The organism is Lamprocystis purpurea DSM 4197, assembly GCF_000379525.1.
GTDB lineage: Bacteria > Pseudomonadota > Gammaproteobacteria > Chromatiales > Chromatiaceae > Thiodictyon > Thiodictyon purpureum.
Window position 1 is genome coordinate 64,148 of record NZ_KB902474.1, and the last position, 19,335, is coordinate 83,482.

Here is a 19,335-nt window from a genome sequence, read left to right on the forward strand (position 1 = left end):
GCGCTGATCAGGTCGCCCGCCCGATTTTTTTCGGGGTCTGCACTCCGGCCAGCGCATCGACCACGCAGACCGCCAAGACCCCGTTGATATGGGGCGAACAGCGGTTGTACAGCCCCGCGCTCTCGCTGATCAGCAGATCGAACCCCTGGCGCAGTCCCCAGGCCAGGCAGTCCGCCACGTTCGAGACGAAATAGTGATCTGGACACAGACCTCCGGCCAGGCCCACGGCGACCGGGATGCCATGACCTGCATAGCGCTCGTCGTCTGAGGTGGGCCATGGCGGACCCTACCGGCGGAGTCAGCAGCGAGTCGCTTCAGGCTCGCTATGCGTCAATCAGCGGCTGTGCCATGCTCTTCTGCAAGGGGCTGACGGACCTGCATGCGGTCACGGTGAACGCTCTGGGGGTCTATCCGGTGAAGCTGGAGAGGAGCCGAGAGAGTCCGGAGGTCATCAGTCACGTCCAACGCCTGATCGCCAGGCCACCCCTGTGGCTGCGTCGGGCGCTGGGCACCGCCGCCCCGACGGGGGCGCCGCTGGCAGCCTGAGGGGGCCAGTCGTCACCTGGAAGGAAGCGCGGGGGTCCTGACGCGGTTTAGCGCAGCAGAAACCGCACCTGTACATCCCGTGGCGGCGCCAGATGCGGGGCCGTGGTGACCAGCAGGCGGGCGCCCGCCCGGGCATAGTCCTCGGCATTACGCGCATTGATGCCGCCGGCGGCGGCAACCACGGCGGGCGAACCCAGCGCGGCAAGTTCCGCTGCGACCTCCGCCACTGCCGCGGGCGCGAATTTCTCCAGTTGCAGCACGTCGGCGGCGGCCCAGGCCAGGGCTTCCTCCGGGGTGGCGACCTCGACCACCACGCGCTTTTCCGGACACTGGCGGCGCAGCCGGGCGATGGTCTCGGCGGGCGGCTCCTGACCCAGGAACAGGCGGTGCTCGGCGAATACCAGCAGGGTTTCGGAGAGCCCGGTGCGATGCATCACTGCGCCGCCGCTGCGGAATGCCTTGACCGACAGCCGACGAGTGCCGGGGACATTCTTGCGGGTGCCCGCCACCAGGGCATCCGGGTGACCGCGCCGCGCGGCGGCGACGATGCCGGCCGCGCTGGTGGCGATTCCGGAACACCACTCCATCAGGGTCTGGGCGACCTTCCAGCCCCGATGCAGCGCGCCGGCCGGGCCGTCCGCCTCCAGCAACAGGGTCTCGGGCGGCGCCTCGCTGCCGGAGGGCACAACAGCCTGGGCGTGTGCACCGCACAACTGGAACAGGCGCACGGCTTCCTCGACCCCGCAGACGACCATGGGGTCGCGAGCGAAAAAGCGGATGCGTCCGGGGCGGGTGGCCATGCCAAGCGACTCGGTCGTCAGATCGCCGAAGGCGACGTCTTCGCCCAGCAAGTGATGTAGTTCATGGTCGCCGAGGACCGGTGGTTGGAAATCGATCAATGAATCGGTCCTCGCGACCACCCGACGACGAACGCAACCGCACCAGGAAGGTGCGGTCCATCCCCTGCGAGCGGTCAGCGCTATTTATCGGTGCGATAACGCTGTCAGGCCGGGACGCCGAGAATCACGGAGGGCGCCTTGAATACCGCGGTCGCCGCGCCGCCTTCCTTCAACCCCAGATCGGTCACCGCCCCGTGGGTGATGGTGGCATGGACCTCGGCGCCGCCCGCCAGGGCAATCGTCACCTCGGCGTTCACCGGCCCGAGCGTCAGCGACTTGACGGTGCCGGCGAGACAATTACGCGCACTCAAGCGCAGGCCGGAGCTGTCAGTCATCACCAGCACGGACGATGCCTTCACCAGGGCAACTGCATCCGTTCCAGCCTTTAAACCCAATGATTTGGCGCTCTCGTTGGTCACCATGGCGACGATCTTCTGGCCGCCCGGGAGCACCAGATCCACCTCGCTGTTGACGGCGCCGGCCTTGACCGTCTCGACCTTCCCCTGAAACTGGTTGCGTGCACTGATCTTCATAGCGATGTTCTCTCGTTGGAAACTGGACTGTGAACCGCCGGTCCACGCGGGACCGACACGACGCGTGCATTCTAGGCCATGGCGGGCGCTAAGCTCAACCATCGCGCCACCTTGACATGGCCCATGTTTTGCTATTCAAATAGCGTTCAACGTTATATTTTACTCTATATATCGAACCTCGCAACGATGTCAAGCCCGCGCACCGGCTTACCCCGACTGGTCGGCGCCCTCTCGGCCAATCGTCACTGTTGGTGTTGATCCAACGCATTCGCTTTCCGGCGGCGGAAACCTCGCCGCCATTTATGCAACCAATTCCCAAGCTTCACGGAGCCCGACCCATGAAACCCATCGTCAAACTAGCGTTCGCCGTCACCCTGCTCACCGCCGCCCTCGGGGCGCGCGCCGACGACATCCAAGTGGCCGTTGCCGCCAACTTCACCGCGCCGATGAAAGAGATCGCCGCCGCCTTCGAGAAGGAGACCGGCCACAAGATCCAGGCCGCCTATGGGGCGACCGGCAAGTTCTATGCCCAGATCACTAACGGTGCCCCCTTCGAGGCCCTGCTGTCCGCCGACGATGCGACCCCGACCAAACTCGTCGCCGAGGGTGCGGCGGTGAAGGGGACCCAGTTCACCTATGCCATCGGCACGCTGGTTCTATGGTCGGCCAAGCCGGGGTTCGTCGACGATCAAGGAAAGGTGTTGGCGAAGGGGAAATTTGAGAAGATCGCCATTGCGAATCCCAAGACCGCACCTTACGGCGCCGCGGCGGTGGAGGTGTTGACGGGGCTCAAACTGCTGGACCAGGTCAGCCCCAAGTTCGTGACCGGGGAGAACATCGCCCAGACCTTCCAGTTCGTCAGCACGGGCAATGCAGAACTGGGCTTCGTGGCCCTGTCCCAGGTCATGAAAGACGGCAAAATCACCGAAGGTTCCGCCTGGATCGTGCCGGGCAAGCTGCATGAGACGATCCGCCAGGACGCCGTGATCCTGGAGAAGGGCAAGGGCAAGCCGGCTGTCATCGCCTTGATGGACTACCTCAAGGGCGATAAGGCCCGCGAGATCATCAAGTCCTTTGGCTACGAATTCTAAGCGGTCGATACGTGCCGGTCAGGGGCTCGTCGCCTGCTCCCTGATCGGCACCTCAGGCGGCCTGATTGGCTTCGGCGCAGCCGGGTCTGCTGCATTGGGGGCTGGTGCTGCTGAACTCCGTGGTCAGGATCTTCCAGCACACCCACTGATAAGGGAACGATAAGGGAACCCCATGTTTCTGACTGACACCGATCTGCAATCCATCTTGCTGACCTTGCGCTTGGCGAGCGTTGTCACCTTGATCCTGTTTCTGGTCGGCACCCCGGTGGCCTGGTGGCTGGCCCGGACCCGCTCGCGCTGGAAGGGGCCGATCGGTGCCGTGGTGGCACTGCCGCTGGTGCTGCCGCCCTCGGTGCTCGGCTTTTATCTGTTGGTGACCATGGGGCCGAACGGACCGGTGGGGCAGCTCACCCAGGCGTTGGGGATTGGTCTCTTGCCCTTCACCTTCTGGGGGCTCGTCGTCGCCTCGGTCTTCTACTCCTTCCCCTTTATGGTTCAGCCGGTGCAGAACGCCTTCGAAGCCGTCGGCGAGCGCCCGCTGGAAGTGGCGGCGACCCTGCGGGCCTCGCCGCTCGATGCATTCTTCAGCGTGGCCCTGCCGCTTGCGCTGCCCGGGTTCCTGACCGCGGGCATCCTGACCTTTGCTCATACGGTGGGCGAATTCGGCGTGGTGCTGATGATTGGCGGGAACATCCCCGGCGTGACGCGGGTCGCCTCGGTCCAGATTTATGACCATGTCGAGGCGATGGAGTACAGCGACGCTCATCGCCTGGCCGCGGTCATGCTGATCTTCTCCTTCCTGGTCCTGCTGGCGCTCTATCTCTGGCGTCCAAATCCCAAGAACACCTGAGTCGCCATGGAACCGATCGAAATCCGTTTCAACATCGACTGGCCCGGCTTCAGCCTGGCAGTGGATGAGCAGTTGCCCGGACGCGGAGTCACGGCCCTGTTCGGCCATTCGGGCTCCGGCAAGACCACCCTGCTGCGCTGCATCGCCGGCCTGGTCCGGGCACCCAAAGGCCGTCTCGTGTTCCAGGGCAAGGTCTGGCAGGACGCTTCCACCTGGGTGCCGACCCACCGGCGCTCACTCGGCTATGTCTTTCAGGAGGCCAGCCTGTTCCCGCATCTCACGGTGATCGGGAACTTGCGGTACGGCCAAAAGCGCGCCCCGGCGGATATCCCGGCGGAGCAGCGGGTGAGCCTGGATCAGGCGATCGACCTGTTGGGAATCCTTCCTCTGTTGGACCGCAAACCCGACCGTCTCTCCGGCGGCGAGCGCCAACGCGTGGCCATCGCCCGTGCGCTGGCCGTCAGCCCGCGGATTCTGCTGATGGACGAACCGCTGGCCGCACTGGATCTGGCGCGCAAACAGGAGATCTTGCCCTATCTCGAACGGCTGCATGACGAACTGGCGATCCCGGTACTCTATGTCAGCCACGCTCCGGACGAGGTCGCACGCCTGGCCGATCATCTGGTGATCATGGACGGCGGGCGGGTGCTGGCAAGCGGACCGCTGGCCGCCACCCTGGCCCGCCTCGACTTGCCGATCCGGTTGGGCGAAGATGCCGGCGTGGTGCTGGAAGGCCGCATCACCGAGCGGGACACCCGCTGGCACCTGCTCAAAGTGGACTGCGGCGGTGTCGATCTGTGGGTGCGCGACACGGGCGTGCCGACCGACCACCCGGTGCGCGTGCGCATCCTCGCGCGCGATGTGAGCATCGTGCTGGCGCCGGTGGCGGGCACCAGCATCCTCAATACGCTTCCGGCGCGGGTCCTCTCCCTGGGCGAAGACGCTCACCCCGCGTTGGCCCTGGTCCAACTGCAGGCGGGTCAGTCCACCCTGCTCGCCCGTCTGACTCACCGCTCCGCGGACCATCTGGGCCTGGCGCCCGGACTGCCGGTGTGGATTCAGATCAAGGCGGTCGCGCTGCTGTAGCGGAAGGACGGCGCCCCAGCAGCCGGCCTTGGTCATCCTTCCGGCCACTGGAGTGCGTAGTCAGGCCATCCTGGCCTGACGGCGTCGGGACTGGAACGGTCAGGGCTGGAAGCCCTGACTACGCAGCGGTCGAGAGGATTTTCATGTTCCGGCGCGGCGCGGGCGCCATGGTCGTTAGCCGGTCCGAACCGGCAAAATGCGACAGAGTGCTCGAACCGCCGATAAGCGCTGGTCGAGCAGACGCAATGTGCGCCCTTCCGGAGGTTTTTCCCATTGACACAGCCGTATGCCGATCGATTACCGGGCCGCAGGGCGGATGAGCGGATTTCCGGAGTCGGCCTGGCGGCCGAGGCCGCGATGCGAGGGCTAGGGGCCGTGTCGGCGGCCTTCGCCGTGCTCGCCCTGCTGGCCGGCTGCGCCGGAGCACCGCCGGTCGGCCCCCGGTCAGCGGACACGCCGGTGCGGCTCATCACGACTGCGGCCGTGATGGACGACGGCTATCGGCTGCCGTTGCGGCGGTGGGGAGAGGCTCGCGGAGCGCGGGGCCTGGTGCTGGCGCTGCATGGCTTCAACGACCACGCGGGCGCCTTCGTGCAACTCGGTCCCGCGCTCGCTGCCCGCGGCTTTCTCGTCTACGCCTATGACCAGCGCGGCTTCGGTACCACCGCGGGACGCGGCCGGTGGGCGGGCGAGGACCGCTTGATCGCCGATCTGCGCGCTGTGGCGGCCGTGCTGCGGCAGCACCACCCGCGGCTGCCGCTCACCCTGCTGGGCGAGAGCATGGGCGGCGCGGTGATCATGGCCGCCGCCGAGACTGTCCCGGCGGCGGGTCGCGTCCTGATCGCCCCCGCGGTCTGGTCCCGTGACACCATGCACCCGGTGCAGCGGGCAGCCCTTGCGCTCACGTCCAACACCTTGCCCTGGTTGACGGTGACCGGCAAGGGGCTCGGCCGCCCGCCCAGCGACAACCGGCCGATGCTGCGTGCCTATGCCGCCGACCCGCTGGTCATCAAGGCAACCCGGATCGAGGCCCTGTGGGGCGTCACCAACCTGATGGACCGCGCCCGCGCCGCCGCTGCGCGGTTGCCGCTGCCGACCCTGGTGCTTTACGGTGAGCACGATCGGATCATCCCCCGTTCGGCCTTCTGCGCCATGCTCGACGAACTGCCCGCACCAGCCCCGGACCTGCGGTTGGTGCTCTATGCCAGGGGCTGGCACCTGCTGACCCGCGACTTGCAGGGAGAGCGGGTGAGGAATGACATCGCCGCCTGGCTCGCCGACGCCCAGGTGCCCCTGCCGTCGGGCGAAGAGACCGCCCGCGGCAGTCCGCGGCTGCGCCGATTCTGTGCCGATGGTCCTTGATCCGACCGCGTGGCGATCACTGCGCTTGCGGGGCCCTGCGTTTCATCGTGCAGGTCGGTGCGTGCCATGCGGTACCATCCCCGGCGATGTCCTGCCGATCTCCTGCGGGAATGCCTTTGCGCACGACACATCAACCGTCTGAGTCCTTCATGAACCAACGCAAAACGCTCGGAATCGTCTTCACCATCCTTGGCCTGATCCTCGCGGTAGCCGGACCCTTGTTGCCCGGCGGCCTCCATCTGACGCTCAATACCCCGTCCGGGGCCGGACATGTGACGGCCTTCATCGCCACGGCCGGCGGCGACATCCTGGCCGGCACCCAGGCCGGTGAGGTCTGGCGTTTGCGCGACGAGCGATGGACGCGGGAGCGCCTGGATCTGGGCGGTCAACCGGTGTTGGCCATGGTCGGCGATCCGGGACGCACACCGGTCGGAACCGCCGCCGGATTGGCCTTCGCACCCGCCGGTGCGGCGCCGCTCGCAGGCCGGGTCAGCAGCCTGTTGCAGACCGATCAGGGGCTGCTCGCGGGCACCGCCACCGGGGTGCGCCTGCTGGTCGACGGTGCTTGGCAGGCACCGGGGCCGGAGGCCATGATCTATAGCCTGGTCAGTCAGCGGCGCGGTGATGGGCAGTGGCTGCATGCCGGGACCATCGATGCGGGCGTGCTGTCCGGGTCGGCGGCTGACCCCGCTGCCGCCTGGCAGCCCAACAACCAGGGGCTGCCGGACGGGGCCAAGGTCTTCAGCTTCGCCACGACCCGCGGCGGTCTGCTGCTGACTGGAACCGATCAGGGGGCCTTCTGGCAGTCACAGCCGGGCCAATCCTGGCAGTCGCTGCATCCTGCGCTCGACGGCAAACGGGTGCTGTCGCTGTTGCTCGCGGACGACGCGCCGCCCGGCCGCGCGCGTCTGTGGATCGGCAGCGACGACGGACTCTCCTCGCTGGCGGTCAGCGAGCAGGGCGCTCAACTCGCAGCCGAGGGCAGCCCACAACCCGCCGACACCGCGGACCAGCAACCGCCGCTCGGCATCAGCGGCATCCTGTCCAGCCAGGGCCGGCTGCTGGTCAGCGCCGGCATGGTGTACGAGTACGGCCCGACCGCACTGTCCGGCTGGTATTGGATCTCGTTTGCCGGCGTGCTGCTGATCCTGATCGCCGGCTGGCTGATCCCGCCGCCTTGATCATCATATCGACCGGCGCCAGGGCGTCACGCTCGTATCACGCCGGCTCGACCTTCGCCGACCGGAGGCCGACGCTTCAGCGGGCGGCGGTGCCGCGTCCGGCCGGAACGATGATCGAGGCCGGCACCCCTTAATGGACTGACTTGACTTTCAATGAAACCTTTCCTATGAAGACCTACCTGGACTGTTATCCCTGTTTCCTGCGGCAGGCCTTGAGCGCGGCCCGCCGCGCCCAGGCCACGGTGGAACAGCAACGCCAAATCCTGCTGGACACCATGGACCTGCTCCAAGCCTTGTCGCCGCAGGCCACGCCACCGGTGATGGCAGAGCGTATCCACCGGATGGTCCGTGCCCGCACCAACACCCCCGACCCCTATCGGCAAAGCAAGCAAGACGCCACGGCGCAAGCACTGGGGCTCCTTCCCGAACTGCGGGATCGCGTGCGCACCGCGTCTGATCCACTGGAGACCGCGGTGCGGATCGCCATCGCCGGCAACATCATCGACGACGGTGCCGCGGAACAGTATGACCTGCAGGCGACCTTGGCGCGCGTGCTCGAACAGCCCTTCGCCATCGACGGCCTGCCGCAGTTGCGCCAGGCGCTCAGTACCGTGGATGCCGTTCTCTACCTGGCCGACAATGCCGGCGAGACGGTCTTCGATCGCGTTCTGATCGAGACCATCGACCGGCCGGTCACCTATGCGGTCAAGGCCGGCCCGATCATCAACGATGCAACCCTGGAGGATGCCTTGGCCGCGGGATTGGATGCGGTCAGCACCCTCATCGATACCGGTTCCGACGCGCCCGGCACCTTGCTTGACCGTTGCTCCCCGGCGTTTCGCGCTCATTTTGCGCAAGCACCGCTCATCATCGCCAAGGGCCAGGCCAACTACGAGACACTCAGCGACATTCGGGCGCCGGTGTTCTTTCTCCTCCAGGCCAAGTGTCGGATCATTGCCGACGATCTGGGCGTACCCGTCGCCGGTGTCGTTCTGAAGGCGCCGGCCGACATGCGCCGATGGAACAGCGACTTAGGTGTCGAGAAGCAACCTTGATTGGAGTTCCGACGATTGGATCATGATCCGCCTATCCGCTACGTCGAACCGGTCTATCGTCCGCCGAGCGAGGCCGAGTCGCTGATTCTGCCGGTCACCGACGGCTGTTCGTGGAATCAATGCACTTTCTGCGAAATGTACCGGGCGCCGCAGAAGCGCTTCCGTGCCCGGGATGCCGCCGAAGTGCTGGAGAGCATCCGCCGTGTCGGCGAGGATGAGGGGGATCGGGTGCGGCGCGTCTTTCTGGCCGACGGCGATGCGCTGGTGTTGCCGACGCGCCGCTTGCTGGCCTATCTGGAGGCGATTCGCACCCACTTGCCGTCCGTGCATCGCGTTTCCAGCTATTGCCTGGCGCGCAATCTGAACAAGAAATCGGTCAGCGAACTCAAGGAGCTATGCGATGCGGGTTTGAAGCTCGCTTACCTTGGCGCGGAGTCGGGCGACGCGACCGTGCTTGCGCGGGTGAACAAGGGTGAAAGCGTCGAATCGACCCGCAATGCACTCAATAAACTAGGCCAGGCCGGCATTCGCCGCTCGGTGATGATCATCAATGGCCTGGGCGGCGAATCGCTGAGCGCCCAACACGCGGACAATTCCGCGCGCCTGATCAATGCCACGGCGCCTGAGTATCTGTCCACCCTGGTGCTCACGCTAAACGATGGCGGCGCCCGCTTTCGCGCGACCTGGCCCGACTGGCAACCCCTGTCGCAATCCGGGTTGTTCCGCGAAATGGAAGGTTTCTTGTCCGCGCTGGACTTGCGGCGGACCCTGTTCCGGTCCGATCACGCATCCAACTGGCTGGTGCTGAAGGGGACGCTCGGCGCCGACAAGGCGCGTCTGCTGGCGCAGGTGCGGGCGGCGATCGAACGGCCGGAGGCCGCGGCATTGCGGGCGGCAGGGATGCGGGGGTTGTAGGATACGTGGTTGCGCCCCGCTCAAGCTCCTCCGCTGCCAACGGCTTTTTCAGGATCACCGGGACCGCGCCCCGTTCCCTGCTACCATTCACATTTTGGCGCGACTCTTTGCTGCCGCTGCCGGAGGCTGATGAACCATGAAGATCGCCATCGCCACCAACGATTACACCCAGGTCTCCGGCCATGCCGGTCAGGCGCGGGATTGGCTGCTCTACGACAGCGACGCCGCCTCAGACGAGCCGGAACGCATCCGCCTGTCGAAAGCCCAAGTCTTCCACCATTGGGAGGGGGAGGGCACGCACCCGCTGGACGAGGTCGCGGTGATCGTCGCCGCCAGCGCCGGCGAGGGCTTCCGCCGCCGCATGGACAAGCGCGGCGTCCAGGTCCTGCTGACCGGTGAGCGGGACGCCGCCCGCGCCCTGCGTGCGGTGCTCAACGACGAGGTGCTGCCCGACCCGACCTTCGATCCCAGTCTGCTGCTGTGCGGATTGCGTGATCTGTTCTCCAGGCACTGAGATGTACTCCGTCCTACACGCCCGATCGCACCGAGCCGGTATCGGAACAAACCGGACGGTCGATCCGCGGCGACCCCGATGAGCCTGAGCCTCGATGACCTGTGGCTGAAACAACTTGGCCTGTGGAAAGACGCCAATCGGACCCGCAGTCGCCGTCTCTATCGTGTGATGGTGGTTGGCGCGATCGGCGTCAGCTATCTCATCGACACGCTGTTGCTGGGGCTGTTCTGGTCGACCGAGACCGTCGATGTACGGGTCCCGCTATTCTACGGATGCGTCGCCGCGGGCCACGTGCTGCTGTTCTCCGCACTGCATTCGGCCGTTACGGCGGCGAGGAATTCATCCTGTTGCTGCCGGCGACGCGGCTCGAAGAGGGGATGACGCTGCTCGAGCGGATTCGCGAGGCGATTGCCGCGACCGCTTGGCCGGATCCCCCCGCGGGTTACCGGATCACCCTGTCCGGCGGTCTGACGGATGTTCGCCCTGGGGATATGTTCATGGATGTCATCACCCGCGCCGACCGCGCCCTGTATACGGCAAAGAACAACGGCAGGAATCGGGTCTGTCGTTATGACCGCATCACGCCGATTTCCATGACCCATAGTCGCGAGTCGGAAATAGGTTAAACAACCAATGCAATCGTTGTCGTTGTCGTTGTCGTTGTCGGATAAGCGATTCAAGTTAGGCATGAGCACCCCGATGCCGATCGGGTTTCGATTCGCTCCGTCGCTCGGGCGTACAAGGCCGTCAAGCGTTTGAAAGGCTTCGATCGCCACGCACGGGACCAACGCATACCCGCAGGGATCATCAACTGATCTCGATTACGACAACGACAACGACAACGATCGAGACGCCGCAGGCGTTCTCTTAGCGTGGCCCCCACCGGCCACTCACCCCGATCAATCCACTATCAAGGCCTCGCGCAGCACGAGCGCGAGGTGCCGCGGCCGGGCATCGCCCAGCGCGCGCAGCTGTTGTCGGCACGAAAACCCGTTCGCCACCACGCGCCCCGCGGGGCTGGCCCGCAGGGCCGGCATCAGATCCTGTTCCGCCATGGCGGCGGCCATGTCCACGTGCTCGGTCTCCAAACCGAAGGTGCCCGCCATGCCGCAGCACCCGGCCTCGATCAGCGCGAACCGGTGGTCCGGAATCAGATTCAGCACGCGACGCATCGCCTTCATGGCGCCCACTGCCTTCTGGTGACAATGGCCGTGGACCAGGGTCTCGGCGGTCCCCGGGAGTGCGCGCAGGGGCAGTTGCAACCGCTTGGCCATGCTCTCCTTGGCCAGAAACTCCTCGAACAACAGGATCTGCTTACCGACCGCGGCCACGGCCTCCCCCAGACCGAGCGCCTGGGCATCGTCCCGTAAACCGAGTACACATGACGCTTCCAAGCCGACCAGCACGCAGCCCGCGCGCACCTGCGGCAACAGGGCCGCGGCCAGCCGGCTGACCTCCACGCGGGCCTCCTCGACCATGCCCTGGGCCAGATAGGTGCGCCCGCAGCACAGGGGGCGTGCGGGTTCCCGATCGGTCGGCTCGGCGACTGCGACCTGCACCGCATAGTCGCCGGCGCGCAGCACCGCCAGCGCCGCCTCCGCGATCTCCGGCTCGAAATGGCGGGTGAAGGTGTCGACCAACAGCACGACCTCGGGTCGGCCGTCAGTCCCGCCGGTCAGCTGCTCAGCGGTCAGCCCCGCGTCGCTGAACGGCCGCGCCGCCGGCTCCGGCAAGGGCCGGTTGGCCGCGATGCCGAGCCACCGTGCGCCCAACCGGGCCAGCAGCGGGTGGCGATTGCGCCACCGTATCAGCGTCTTCAGCCAGGGCGCCCGATGCAGCCAGCGGGGCGCCTGTGCAAAGAGTCGGCTGCGCAGGCTCCACCCGTCCCGGGCAGCGCGCTGCGCCAGATATTCCACCTTGATCAGCGCCATATCGACATTGGCCTCGCACTCGCGCTTGCAGCCCTTGCAGGCGACGCACAGATCCATCGCCTCTGCCAGCACGGGGTCCGTCAGGGCCGCGTCAACCGCATCGCTGCCGAGTGCCGCCTTGAGCAGCCGCACCCGGCCGCCGGTCGACAAGAGCGGATTGCCGCTCAACTTGAAGCTCGGGCACATCACCAGCTTGCCCAGTGCCTCGCATTGACGGCTGTTGATGCACACCGCCACCGCTTTCGCAAAGTCGCCGCCGTGTTTGGGGATATCGGCATAGGCATCGCCGACCCCGGCATCCTGATAGGCCGACCAATCGAGTACCGTCTTCATACGGCACCCGGAGGCGCGGTGCGACGGCGGTACACGAAGACGGGGGAGCGGCGGCAATGGGGCATGATGTCATCCGGGATGGGCTGAAAGCGCAACGGCGCAATCCGGTTCAGCAGCAAGACCCGCACCAGTCCGATGCCGGTTTCAAAAAAGCTTGATGCGGCGAATGCTTAGCCGGGGCGTGCGCGATGCGGCCGGACGGTCTGACGGCCTGAACACCATTGCTTTGTAAGGAATCCGACAGACACGGAATGTCCCGCTACGGCCTTTGGGTGAGTACAGAGTCATTCTGGTCTTGCGCCCGAAGCGCTATCAATGACGTTCTGGCCCAAGCGGCGGACGTTGGTCGGATGCTCAACGGACTCGAACGCTCGCTGCGCTCCGGATCCTGAGCCCTTCGGGCATGGGCTACACTCAACAGCGATACGCCCCGTCCCTTCCGCACACCCGCCTTCGGGCGGATTGCGGTGGAGGTCATCAATCACTTGGGGGACGAGGTGATGAAGGTGTTTCGGTACGCTCGCAGTCCAAGACTATTTTCGAGCAAGATTCTCCAGGGGTCCTGGATCTGCTTCGAGACTTCGATGCGGATATTGAAGGCATTGATTTGGCGTCTTTCGCTGGGGACCGGCCCGCCGTCTATCTGAAGCACCGCAGGCTGGGCATCGCGCCGCTGTCGATTTTTGGCGACGCGATGCGCCGGTCTGTGCTCTTGGCCGCGACGCTTCCGCGGCTTAAAGACGGCGGCATCTTGCTGATCGATGAAGTCGAAACTGGAATCCATGTCCGTGCACTAGGTCGAGTCTTCGATTGGCTGGTGGCGGCGGCCCGCAGGTTGGGCGTCCAGGTGTTCGTCACGACCCACAGCCTGGAGGCGCTGGACGCACTGATTTCTGCACCGTCGGCCAGTCCCGCAGACGACGTCGTGGCATTTCATCTCACGCAGTCGGAGGCAGGGACAGCGTGCAAGCGCTTCGGCGGGGACCTGCTGCACAGACTGCGTTTCGAGCGCGGCTTGGATGTGAGATAGATCATGCGCTACGGCTATCTTGCAGTCGAGGGTCCGCACGACCAGGAGTTGGTCTAGCGGCTGTTAAGTCCGTTTGGCCTGAAACGAGTGCGGCTATTGACTGACCTGGATTCCGCGTTGCATGTACTGGTCCCACGCAACTACCCGCCGGGCGGTGACCTGCTGAAACGGATGCCGGTCCCGCTGTTCATGCAGAGCGCAACCAATGCCATCGCCGTTCACAGCGCGGTGGGAGACACCCGACTGGTGGAACTGGTTGAGGAGAACGCGCGTGTGCTCGCTCTGATAACGGTCGAGGGTATCGGTATTTTGCTCGATTCAGACAAGGCAATTCCCGCTGCTCAGCGCTATACCGACATTTGCAATAGCATGGCAAAAAAGAACTTTGTCCTGGACCCGCAAGCCGGCGTGATCACCGCGGGACCACCGAGACTCGGGGCCTTCGTGTTGCCGGACAATGTGGGGGCCGGGACCTTGGAGGACCTGTTGCTCGACGTCGCACCCCAGGTTTATCCGGGGCTATTGAATACTGCTCGCAGTCACGTGGCGGCAGCTTTGCAGGACCCTGGCCTCATCAAGGAGGACCTGGATGAACTCAGGAAGCCTGCGGGCGAGAACAAAGCTGTCATCGGCGCCATGGCTGCTCTCCTGCGGCCAGGCAAAGCGGTACAGGTTTCTCTCCAGGACAATCGCTGGTTGAAGGGCGCGGCCCTGGCGTCGCCACGCGTAAAGGCCGTGCAGAATTTCCTGAAGGAATTATTCGATTGCGGTGATGAAGATATTCAGGGTGCCGCAGGCGCTCCAGAGCCGCTTGGAAGCGAGCGGGCAGGACATTCGATGAACGACCCTACCGGAAGTGGACGCCGATGGATACCCTGACCGCGCACCCCGTCGACCCGTGGTTTCGCTCCGAGATCGAGCGGCAGTTGGCGATGATCGAGGTCGACTATGGCGTTCGGGTGCTGTTCGCCTGCGAGTCGGGCAGCCGCGGCTGGGGCTTCGCCTCGCCGGACAGCGACTACGACGTGCGCTTTCTTTACGTGCACCCGCTCGACTGGTACCTGCGGGTCAGTCCGCAACGGGACGTGATCGAACTACCCATCTCCGGGGACTTGGACTTGACCGGCTGTTGCTCGAAACCGTGACTCAGTGGACGGCCTTGCCCCACCCAGCCCAGCGCCAGTAACTGGTACGCATGAAGCTTTTTACCCTCGACCACGCGCCCATCCGCGGCCGACTTGAACGACTCGGCCCAACCGACTTCCTGGCGGTGCGCGATGAACTCGACCTCGTAGGCTTCATCGCCGAGGGGTTCCACCACGGTACCGACCTGGCCGGCAACCAGACCAATCTCGGGCAGGTCGGTCGTCAGCGCCACGACGTCAAATAGCTTGATGGCTTGGTTCATTGCACCCTCCAGGCCGGGTTAGAGCACATAGCAACTGGTGAGTCGGGGGAAGTCCTCGCCCGTGCGCACGATCCAGGTGGTACGGACCAGCGCGGTTCCCTTGGGTCCGATGATCAAGGTGTCCAAATGATAACGCTGGCCGTGGGCATCCGCCGCGCCGGGGGTTGCGTCGCCCGCTCGGGCGGCGCGCAGAAAGGCGGTACGCAGCCATGCAGCCTCGGGAATTACGGTGACAGCTTACTAAATACAATTACGGTGACAGTTTACGAAATGCAAATAATGTGACGTTACTTCACGTACCTATTGGAGCCAACCTTAGATCGGCAGCAAGCTGGTTGCGTTCAAGGCCTATCCGCATTCAGTGCATTTAGTAAACTGTCACCGTAATTCCGACAGGCTGCTAGCGCAGTCCAACGAATCCCGCGCCGCCGCTGGTGGACTGCGCTGCGCTTGTCCACCCTACGATGTCGCGTGGCCGGAACCGTGACCAAGGCCGGCGCGCGCTACCCTGCAAACGTCACAATGCCTGTGGCGCGCGCTCATTTTTGATCTCGCTTATTAGGCTTCTTATTCCTGGGGCAAAAGGCAAGATCTGACCTATTGCCCCTAATTCTTCTTGGCTTCCGAACGAGATCGAGTGAACTGGTTCCGAAACTCCCTGTCTCCGCGGCTGTTTCCGGGGGCTCAAGCAGCAAGCTTTGTAAGCGCATCATGCAGACGCATGGCAGTCGCATCGCGTATTGCGACTAGCTCAAACCAGGATGAGGGGTAAAGATAATCTTCTCCAGACTCATCGATAATCCGCACCATTCCATTTTCCGCATCTTCGTCTACGAGCTCGTAAAGGCGACCCAACGAGATATCTTCCGTAGAAAAATCACCAAGATCATTTTTTTCTAGACAGACGACAAATTTTATAGCCATTTTTTCACCTTCAGCTTGACTTTGCCTATTCCATGAGCCTCATACCAGTGGATTTCCGCTCTTGCAATATCGCCGGAATCCAGTTCCACCATCGCGATACCTTTCTTTATGCCCTCCAGTCAAGCGGCTAGTTCGATGTAGTCGACCGCACTGGTTGGCTCAGGAATGGGTATTCCATCCTCACGCAGCCCATCAATGTGAAAAACGATGGCATCCCGAATCTCTGCGCGAACTTCTTCGACCGTGTCACCCGTTGCGACACATCCTGGAAGATCAGGAGCATAAGCCGAAAAATTCCCTTCAGCTTTCTCGATTACTACAGCATATTGCATCTTACACCTCACCGCTTCAGTCCGGCTTGCTTGAGGATGCTCGCCTGCGTGCCTGGGGCCAAGTCATCGCTCGGCTTTCCGGGAACAGTCACCCGGCTTTGCTTCGATGGGTGCTTATACTGCCGATGGCTACCACGTTGGGCCGCTAGCATCCAACCATCGTCATCAAGTATATCGAAGGATTTCGGAAACCTTCATAGGTACTCACTAATTAAAGAGCCCTGAACCCTTTACCCTCCCAACCGAGGAACCGGATGCGGAAAAACTGTACGCTCGTGATTACGCCGGGTAACCTGCGTTCTTATGGCGGAGGCATTTCTTGGATTAATAATTGAGCCTGGCGCCTTTTTTCTTAAATTTTAATAACTTGGATGTCTTCCATGATGAAGGTATCTTCGTAGGGCTTTTCGTAAAATCGGCGGACAAACTACCCCATAGCGCGTCGCCTTTTTCTAATTGGATCAGGGTTTTTCCAGGTTGTCAAGCCCTTGCGCGCCGCTCCTCGCCGCACCATTCGTGCGTTATGAGGCAAACTTGCCTCATAACGCACGAACGCGTTGAGGGTACGCCACATAAATCGGGGGATGCCCGCGTGGCTCTGACAAAAGAATGAGAGAAAGCACAATCATGTGAAATATCTTTCTCGGCGAATGCTCAGGTTGTTTAGAGGCATCGGCAGGGGGCCGCGCTTAGCCTCCCTCCGTATACGCGTTATGAGGCAATCATGCCTCGCAACGCCCAAACGGGTCGGCATAAACCGACCGGTGCTTGTGTCGTCACGGCATCAAGCAATGGCACAGTCGCTGTCGCCCGCAGCGACCTTCAGTACACCCGCCCGTCACAATACAGGGCCATGGTCGCGCGCCCCCGCGGCCTGGGGGGCACCCGCGGCCGTCAGGTGTTCCAGAAAGGTCCGGGAGACGGTCGAGAGCTGTTTCCCCGTCGGATAAACCGCGTACCAGTGGCGCAGCAAGGGGAAGCCCTGCACGTCCAATATGGCAAAGGCGCCGGATGCGACGTCCAGCGCCAGGGTGTGTTCCGAGAGCACCGCCAGCCCCAGGCCGCCGGCCACCGACTGCTTCACTGCCTCATTGCTGCCGAGCGTCATGCGTACGCGCGGGCGCAGCCGGTGGGAGGCGAAAAAATCCTCGGCGGCCAGCCGGGTGCCGGAGCCCTGCTCGCGCATGATGAAGGTCTCGCCCTCCAGCCGGGCCGGGTCGACCGCGTGCACTCCGGCCAGCGGGTGGCCGGCCGGGGCCAGCATGACCAGCGGGTTGTCCATGAAGGTCTGAACGACCACGCTGAGCCCCTCGGGTACCCGCCCCATGATGTAGAGATCGTCCTGATTCCGCACGAGCCGGTCCAGGATTTCATCCCGATTGATCACCTCGAGCGCCACCTCGATGCCGGGGTGCGCGCGGCAAAACTCCCCCAGCAGTCGCGGTACCAGGTACTTGGCCGTGCTGACCATGGACACCCGCAGGCAGCCGCGCTCCAGCCCCTGGGTCTCGGCCAGATCGGTGGCCAACTGGGCCAGACGGCTCAGGATGTCCCGGCTGGCCGCGTCCACCAGCCGCCCGGCCTCGGTCAGAAAGAGCCGCTTGCCGATCTGTTCGTGCAGGGGCAACCCGACCGCTTCCGCCAACTGCTTGACCTGAATGGACAGGGCGGCGGGCGTCAGGTGCAGTTCCTCGGCCGCCCTGGTCATGTTGAGGTGACGGGCCAGTACCGGGAAGCTTCGCAGTTGATGGAGGGTGGCGTGGCGCAGTGTCATCCGGGTCGATCCTCAGGTTTTTGCTAAACGTAATCTTAAGATCTATTTGCTTAACTTGAAGCATCGCGGACTCTAACCTTGCGCCATCCCGCTCCTCCCCGGCGGGCATCCGCCAGTGACCAAACTCAGGAGACCGCGATGGCTGTGAAGAAATATGAGGCCGGCGTAAAGGAATACCGGCACACCTACTGGGCGCCGGAGTATCTACCCCTGGATTCCGACATCCTCGCCTGCTTCAAGATCACCCCCCAGCCCGGGGTGGATCGGGAGGAGGCCGCCGCGGCAGTGGCCGCCGAGTCCTCTACCGGCACCTGGACCACGGTCTGGACCGACCTGCTGACCGACATGGACTACTACAAGGGCCGCGCCTACGCCATCGAGGATGTGCCGGGTGACGACACCTGCTTCTATGCGTTCATTGCCTATCCGATCGACCTGTTCGAAGAGGGCTCGGTCGTCAACGTGTTCACCTCGCTGGTGGGCAACGTCTTCGGCTTCAAGGCCGTGCGGGCCCTGCGGTTGGAGGACGTGCGCTTTCCGCTCGCCTATGTGAAGACCTGCAACGGCCCGCCCCATGGTATCCAGGTCGAGCGCGACAAGATGGATAAATATGGCCGGCCCCTGCTCGGCTGCACCATCAAGCCCAAGCTGGGCCTCTCCGCCAAGAACTACGGCCGGGCGGTCTACGAGTGCCTGCGCGGCGGTCTGGACTTTACCAAGGACGACGAAAACGTCAACTCCCAGCCCTTCATGCGCTGGCGTGACCGCTTCCTGTTCGTGCAGGACGCCATCGAGACCGCCGAGGCCGAGACCGGCGAGCGCAAGGGGCATTATCTGAATGTGACAGCCCCGTCGCCGGAGGAAATGTACGAGCGGGCCGAGTTCGCCAAGGAACTCAAGAGCCCGATCATCATGCACGATTTCCTCACCGGCGGCTTCTGCGCCAACACCGGACTGGCCCGTTGGTGCCGCAAGAACGGCATGTTGCTGCACATCCACCGGGCCATGCACGCGGTGGTCGACCGCAACCCGCACCACGGCATCCATTTCCGCGTCCTGGCCAAGGCCCTGCGGCTGTCCGGCGGCGATCACCTGCACACCGGCACCGTGGTCGGCAAGCTGGAGGGCGACCGCGAGGCCACCATCGGCTGGATCGACCTGCTGCGTGAGTCCTTCGTGCCCGAGAACCGTGCCCGCGGCATCTTCTTCGATCAGGACTGGGGCTCCATGCCGGGTGTCTTCGCCGTCGCTTCCGGCGGTATCCACGTCTGGCACATGCCGGCCCTGGTTGCGATCTTCGGCGACGACGCCGTGCTCCAGTTCGGCGGCGGCACCCTGGGTCATCCCTGGGGCAACGCGGCCGGCGCCGCGGCTAACCGGGTCGCCCTCGAGGCCTGCGTTGAGGCCCGTAACCGCGGTGTCGCGGTGGAAAAGGAAGGCAAGGCGATCCTCACCAAGGCGGCGCAGAGCAGCCCGGCGCTCAAGATCGCCATGGAGACCTGGAAGGAGATCAAGTTCGAATTCGACACGGTCGATAAGCTCGACGTGCAGAACCGCTGATTCCATTCACC

The 19,335-nt window shown here is 64.2% G+C and carries 24 protein-coding genes and 1 pseudogene; 15 read left to right on the top strand and 10 right to left on the bottom strand.

The genetic code is table 11. From position 1 onward, the window contains the following. Nucleotides 1-7 precede the first annotated feature (7 nt). Complete coding sequence (locus tag A39O_RS0109700) at nt 8-226, bottom strand: hypothetical protein (protein ID WP_026199287.1); 219 nt, start codon at nt 224-226, stop codon at nt 8-10. 50 nt (nt 227-276) lie between these two features. Between A39O_RS0109700 and A39O_RS32940 the strand changes: the two genes are divergently transcribed. Then, nucleotides 277-546 carry a hypothetical protein gene (locus tag A39O_RS32940; protein WP_020504457.1) on the top strand — a complete coding sequence of 90 codons (270 nt, stop codon included), beginning with the start codon at nt 277-279 and terminating at the stop codon, nt 544-546. Between the two features lie 47 nt (nt 547-593). Here A39O_RS32940 and modD read toward each other — a convergent pair whose 3' ends face one another. Both modD and A39O_RS0109715 read right to left on the bottom strand, forming a co-directional pair. Then, nucleotides 594-1,445, bottom strand: coding sequence for a ModD protein (gene modD / locus A39O_RS0109710; protein WP_020504458.1), 852 nt, complete (start codon nt 1,443-1,445; stop codon nt 594-596). A 104-nt stretch (nt 1,446-1,549) separates the two neighbouring features. Then, the gene (locus tag A39O_RS0109715) at nt 1,550-1,978 is read right to left on the bottom strand and encodes a TOBE domain-containing protein (RefSeq protein WP_020504459.1); all 429 of its coding nucleotides are present in this window, start codon (nt 1,976-1,978) and stop codon (nt 1,550-1,552) included. A 338-nt stretch (nt 1,979-2,316) separates the two neighbouring features. Between A39O_RS0109715 and modA the strand changes: the two genes are divergently transcribed. The 10 genes from modA (at nt 2,317) to A39O_RS0109770 (ending at nt 10,658) form a co-directional block, all read left to right on the top strand. Continuing rightward, nucleotides 2,317-3,069 carry a molybdate ABC transporter substrate-binding protein gene (modA, locus tag A39O_RS0109720; protein WP_020504460.1) on the top strand — a complete coding sequence of 251 codons (753 nt, stop codon included), beginning with the start codon at nt 2,317-2,319 and terminating at the stop codon, nt 3,067-3,069. Nucleotides 3,070-3,241: 172 nt separating this feature from the next. After that, nucleotides 3,242-3,919: a molybdate ABC transporter permease subunit gene (modB, locus tag A39O_RS0109725; RefSeq protein WP_020504461.1), complete on the top strand. Its 678-nt coding sequence runs from the start codon at nt 3,242-3,244 to the stop codon at nt 3,917-3,919. A gap of 6 nt (nt 3,920-3,925) precedes the next feature. Continuing rightward, nucleotides 3,926-5,005 carry a molybdenum ABC transporter ATP-binding protein gene (gene modC, locus A39O_RS0109730; RefSeq protein ID WP_020504462.1) on the top strand — a complete coding sequence of 360 codons (1,080 nt, stop codon included), beginning with the start codon at nt 3,926-3,928 and terminating at the stop codon, nt 5,003-5,005. A gap of 273 nt (nt 5,006-5,278) precedes the next feature. Then, nucleotides 5,279-6,367, top strand: coding sequence for an alpha/beta hydrolase (locus A39O_RS0109735; RefSeq protein ID WP_245561854.1), 1,089 nt, complete (start codon nt 5,279-5,281; stop codon nt 6,365-6,367). 149 nt (nt 6,368-6,516) lie between these two features. Beyond that, nucleotides 6,517-7,548, top strand: a complete 1,032-nt coding sequence (locus tag A39O_RS0109740; RefSeq protein ID WP_020504464.1) for a hypothetical protein — start codon at nt 6,517-6,519, stop codon at nt 7,546-7,548. 167 nt (nt 7,549-7,715) lie between these two features. Further along, nucleotides 7,716-8,603, top strand: a complete 888-nt coding sequence (locus A39O_RS0109750; protein WP_020504466.1) for a damage-control phosphatase ARMT1 family protein — start codon at nt 7,716-7,718, stop codon at nt 8,601-8,603. Between the two features lie 15 nt (nt 8,604-8,618). Continuing rightward, nucleotides 8,619-9,518 (top strand): radical SAM protein, encoded by a 900-nt coding sequence (locus tag A39O_RS0109755; RefSeq protein WP_020504467.1) that lies wholly within the window; start codon nt 8,619-8,621, stop codon nt 9,516-9,518. A gap of 136 nt (nt 9,519-9,654) precedes the next feature. Then, nucleotides 9,655-10,032, top strand: a complete 378-nt coding sequence (locus A39O_RS0109760) for a NifB/NifX family molybdenum-iron cluster-binding protein (RefSeq protein ID WP_020504468.1) — start codon at nt 9,655-9,657, stop codon at nt 10,030-10,032. Between the two features lie 78 nt (nt 10,033-10,110). After that, on the top strand, nt 10,111-10,413 hold the full coding sequence (locus A39O_RS40645; protein WP_020504469.1) for a hypothetical protein: 303 nt from the start codon (nt 10,111-10,113) through the stop codon (nt 10,411-10,413). Then, a complete protein-coding gene (locus tag A39O_RS0109770) occupies nt 10,380-10,658 on the top strand; it encodes a diguanylate cyclase domain-containing protein (RefSeq protein ID WP_157639927.1) in 279 nt (92 codons plus the stop codon). The genes A39O_RS40645 and A39O_RS0109770 overlap by 34 nt, the downstream gene beginning before the upstream one ends. Nucleotides 10,659-10,931: 273 nt before the next feature. On the opposite strand, the gene A39O_RS0109775 is transcribed toward A39O_RS0109770, so the two are convergent. Next, complete coding sequence (locus A39O_RS0109775) at nt 10,932-12,296, bottom strand: (Fe-S)-binding protein (protein WP_020504471.1); 1,365 nt, start codon at nt 12,294-12,296, stop codon at nt 10,932-10,934. A gap of 403 nt (nt 12,297-12,699) precedes the next feature. Here A39O_RS0109775 and A39O_RS32945 point away from each other — a divergent pair, with 403 nt between their 5' ends. The 3 genes from A39O_RS32945 (at nt 12,700) to A39O_RS0109790 (ending at nt 14,471) form a co-directional block, all read left to right on the top strand. Further along, entirely contained in the window at nt 12,700-13,326 is a 627-nt protein-coding gene (locus tag A39O_RS32945) for an AAA family ATPase (RefSeq protein WP_020504472.1), read from the top strand. 96 nt (nt 13,327-13,422) lie between these two features. Continuing rightward, the gene (locus A39O_RS0109785; RefSeq protein ID WP_026199288.1) at nt 13,423-14,205 is read left to right on the top strand and encodes a DUF3226 domain-containing protein; all 783 of its coding nucleotides are present in this window, start codon (nt 13,423-13,425) and stop codon (nt 14,203-14,205) included. After that, complete coding sequence (locus tag A39O_RS0109790; RefSeq protein WP_020504474.1) at nt 14,193-14,471, top strand: nucleotidyltransferase domain-containing protein; 279 nt, start codon at nt 14,193-14,195, stop codon at nt 14,469-14,471. Before A39O_RS0109785 ends, A39O_RS0109790 begins: the two co-directional genes overlap by 13 nt. Here A39O_RS0109790 and A39O_RS38205 read toward each other — a convergent pair. The 6 genes and pseudogenes from A39O_RS38205 to A39O_RS0109815 form a co-directional block, all read right to left on the bottom strand. Further along, nucleotides 14,363-14,734 carry a DUF4926 domain-containing protein gene (locus tag A39O_RS38205; RefSeq protein WP_083924614.1) on the bottom strand — a complete coding sequence of 124 codons (372 nt, stop codon included), beginning with the start codon at nt 14,732-14,734 and terminating at the stop codon, nt 14,363-14,365. The two genes, A39O_RS0109790 and A39O_RS38205, sit on opposite strands and share 109 nt — an antisense overlap. A gap of 18 nt (nt 14,735-14,752) precedes the next feature. Next, on the bottom strand, nt 14,753-14,959 hold the full coding sequence (locus A39O_RS43515; protein WP_407635633.1) for a DUF6883 domain-containing protein: 207 nt from the start codon (nt 14,957-14,959) through the stop codon (nt 14,753-14,755). Between the two features lie 459 nt (nt 14,960-15,418). Beyond that, on the bottom strand, nt 15,419-15,658 hold the full coding sequence (locus A39O_RS40650) for a hypothetical protein (protein WP_157639929.1): 240 nt from the start codon (nt 15,656-15,658) through the stop codon (nt 15,419-15,421). A gap of 119 nt (nt 15,659-15,777) precedes the next feature. Beyond that, nucleotides 15,778-15,990, bottom strand: a complete 213-nt coding sequence (locus A39O_RS38210; protein WP_083924615.1) for a type II toxin-antitoxin system HicB family antitoxin — start codon at nt 15,988-15,990, stop codon at nt 15,778-15,780. Between the two features lie 8 nt (nt 15,991-15,998). Then, nucleotides 15,999-16,188 (bottom strand): annotated as a pseudogene (locus A39O_RS38215) (type II toxin-antitoxin system HicA family toxin). Between the two features lie 640 nt (nt 16,189-16,828). Beyond that, nucleotides 16,829-17,764, bottom strand: a complete 936-nt coding sequence (locus A39O_RS0109815; protein WP_020504480.1) for a LysR family transcriptional regulator — start codon at nt 17,762-17,764, stop codon at nt 16,829-16,831. A gap of 138 nt (nt 17,765-17,902) precedes the next feature. Between A39O_RS0109815 and A39O_RS0109820 the strand changes: the two genes are divergently transcribed. Then, entirely contained in the window at nt 17,903-19,324 is a 1,422-nt protein-coding gene (locus A39O_RS0109820; RefSeq protein ID WP_020504481.1) for a form I ribulose bisphosphate carboxylase large subunit, read from the top strand. Nucleotides 19,325-19,335 lie beyond the last annotated feature (11 nt).

Coding starts and splice junctions, on each gene's coding strand:
- A39O_RS32940 (WP_020504457.1), top strand. CDS start 277: ATGGCGGACCCTACCGGCGGAGTCAGCAGCGAGTCGCTTCAGGCTCGC.
- A39O_RS0109715 (WP_020504459.1), bottom strand. CDS start 1,978: ATGAAGATCAGTGCACGCAACCAGTTTCAGGGGAAGGTCGAGACGGTC.
- modA (WP_020504460.1), top strand. CDS start 2,317: ATGAAACCCATCGTCAAACTAGCGTTCGCCGTCACCCTGCTCACCGCC.
- modB (WP_020504461.1), top strand. CDS start 3,242: ATGTTTCTGACTGACACCGATCTGCAATCCATCTTGCTGACCTTGCGC.
- modC (WP_020504462.1), top strand. CDS start 3,926: ATGGAACCGATCGAAATCCGTTTCAACATCGACTGGCCCGGCTTCAGC.
- A39O_RS0109740 (WP_020504464.1), top strand. CDS start 6,517: ATGAACCAACGCAAAACGCTCGGAATCGTCTTCACCATCCTTGGCCTG.
- A39O_RS0109750 (WP_020504466.1), top strand. CDS start 7,716: ATGAAGACCTACCTGGACTGTTATCCCTGTTTCCTGCGGCAGGCCTTG.
- A39O_RS0109760 (WP_020504468.1), top strand. CDS start 9,655: ATGAAGATCGCCATCGCCACCAACGATTACACCCAGGTCTCCGGCCAT.
- A39O_RS40645 (WP_020504469.1), top strand. CDS start 10,111: ATGAGCCTGAGCCTCGATGACCTGTGGCTGAAACAACTTGGCCTGTGG.
- A39O_RS0109775 (WP_020504471.1), bottom strand. CDS start 12,296: ATGAAGACGGTACTCGATTGGTCGGCCTATCAGGATGCCGGGGTCGGC.
- A39O_RS32945 (WP_020504472.1), top strand. CDS start 12,700: ATGGGCTACACTCAACAGCGATACGCCCCGTCCCTTCCGCACACCCGC.
- A39O_RS0109790 (WP_020504474.1), top strand. CDS start 14,193: ATGGATACCCTGACCGCGCACCCCGTCGACCCGTGGTTTCGCTCCGAG.
- A39O_RS38205 (WP_083924614.1), bottom strand. CDS start 14,734: ATGAACCAAGCCATCAAGCTATTTGACGTCGTGGCGCTGACGACCGAC.
- A39O_RS40650 (WP_157639929.1), bottom strand. CDS start 15,658: ATGGCTATAAAATTTGTCGTCTGTCTAGAAAAAAATGATCTTGGTGAT.
- A39O_RS38210 (WP_083924615.1), bottom strand. CDS start 15,990: ATGCAATATGCTGTAGTAATCGAGAAAGCTGAAGGGAATTTTTCGGCT.
- A39O_RS0109815 (WP_020504480.1), bottom strand. CDS start 17,764: ATGACACTGCGCCACGCCACCCTCCATCAACTGCGAAGCTTCCCGGTA.
- A39O_RS0109820 (WP_020504481.1), top strand. CDS start 17,903: ATGGCTGTGAAGAAATATGAGGCCGGCGTAAAGGAATACCGGCACACC.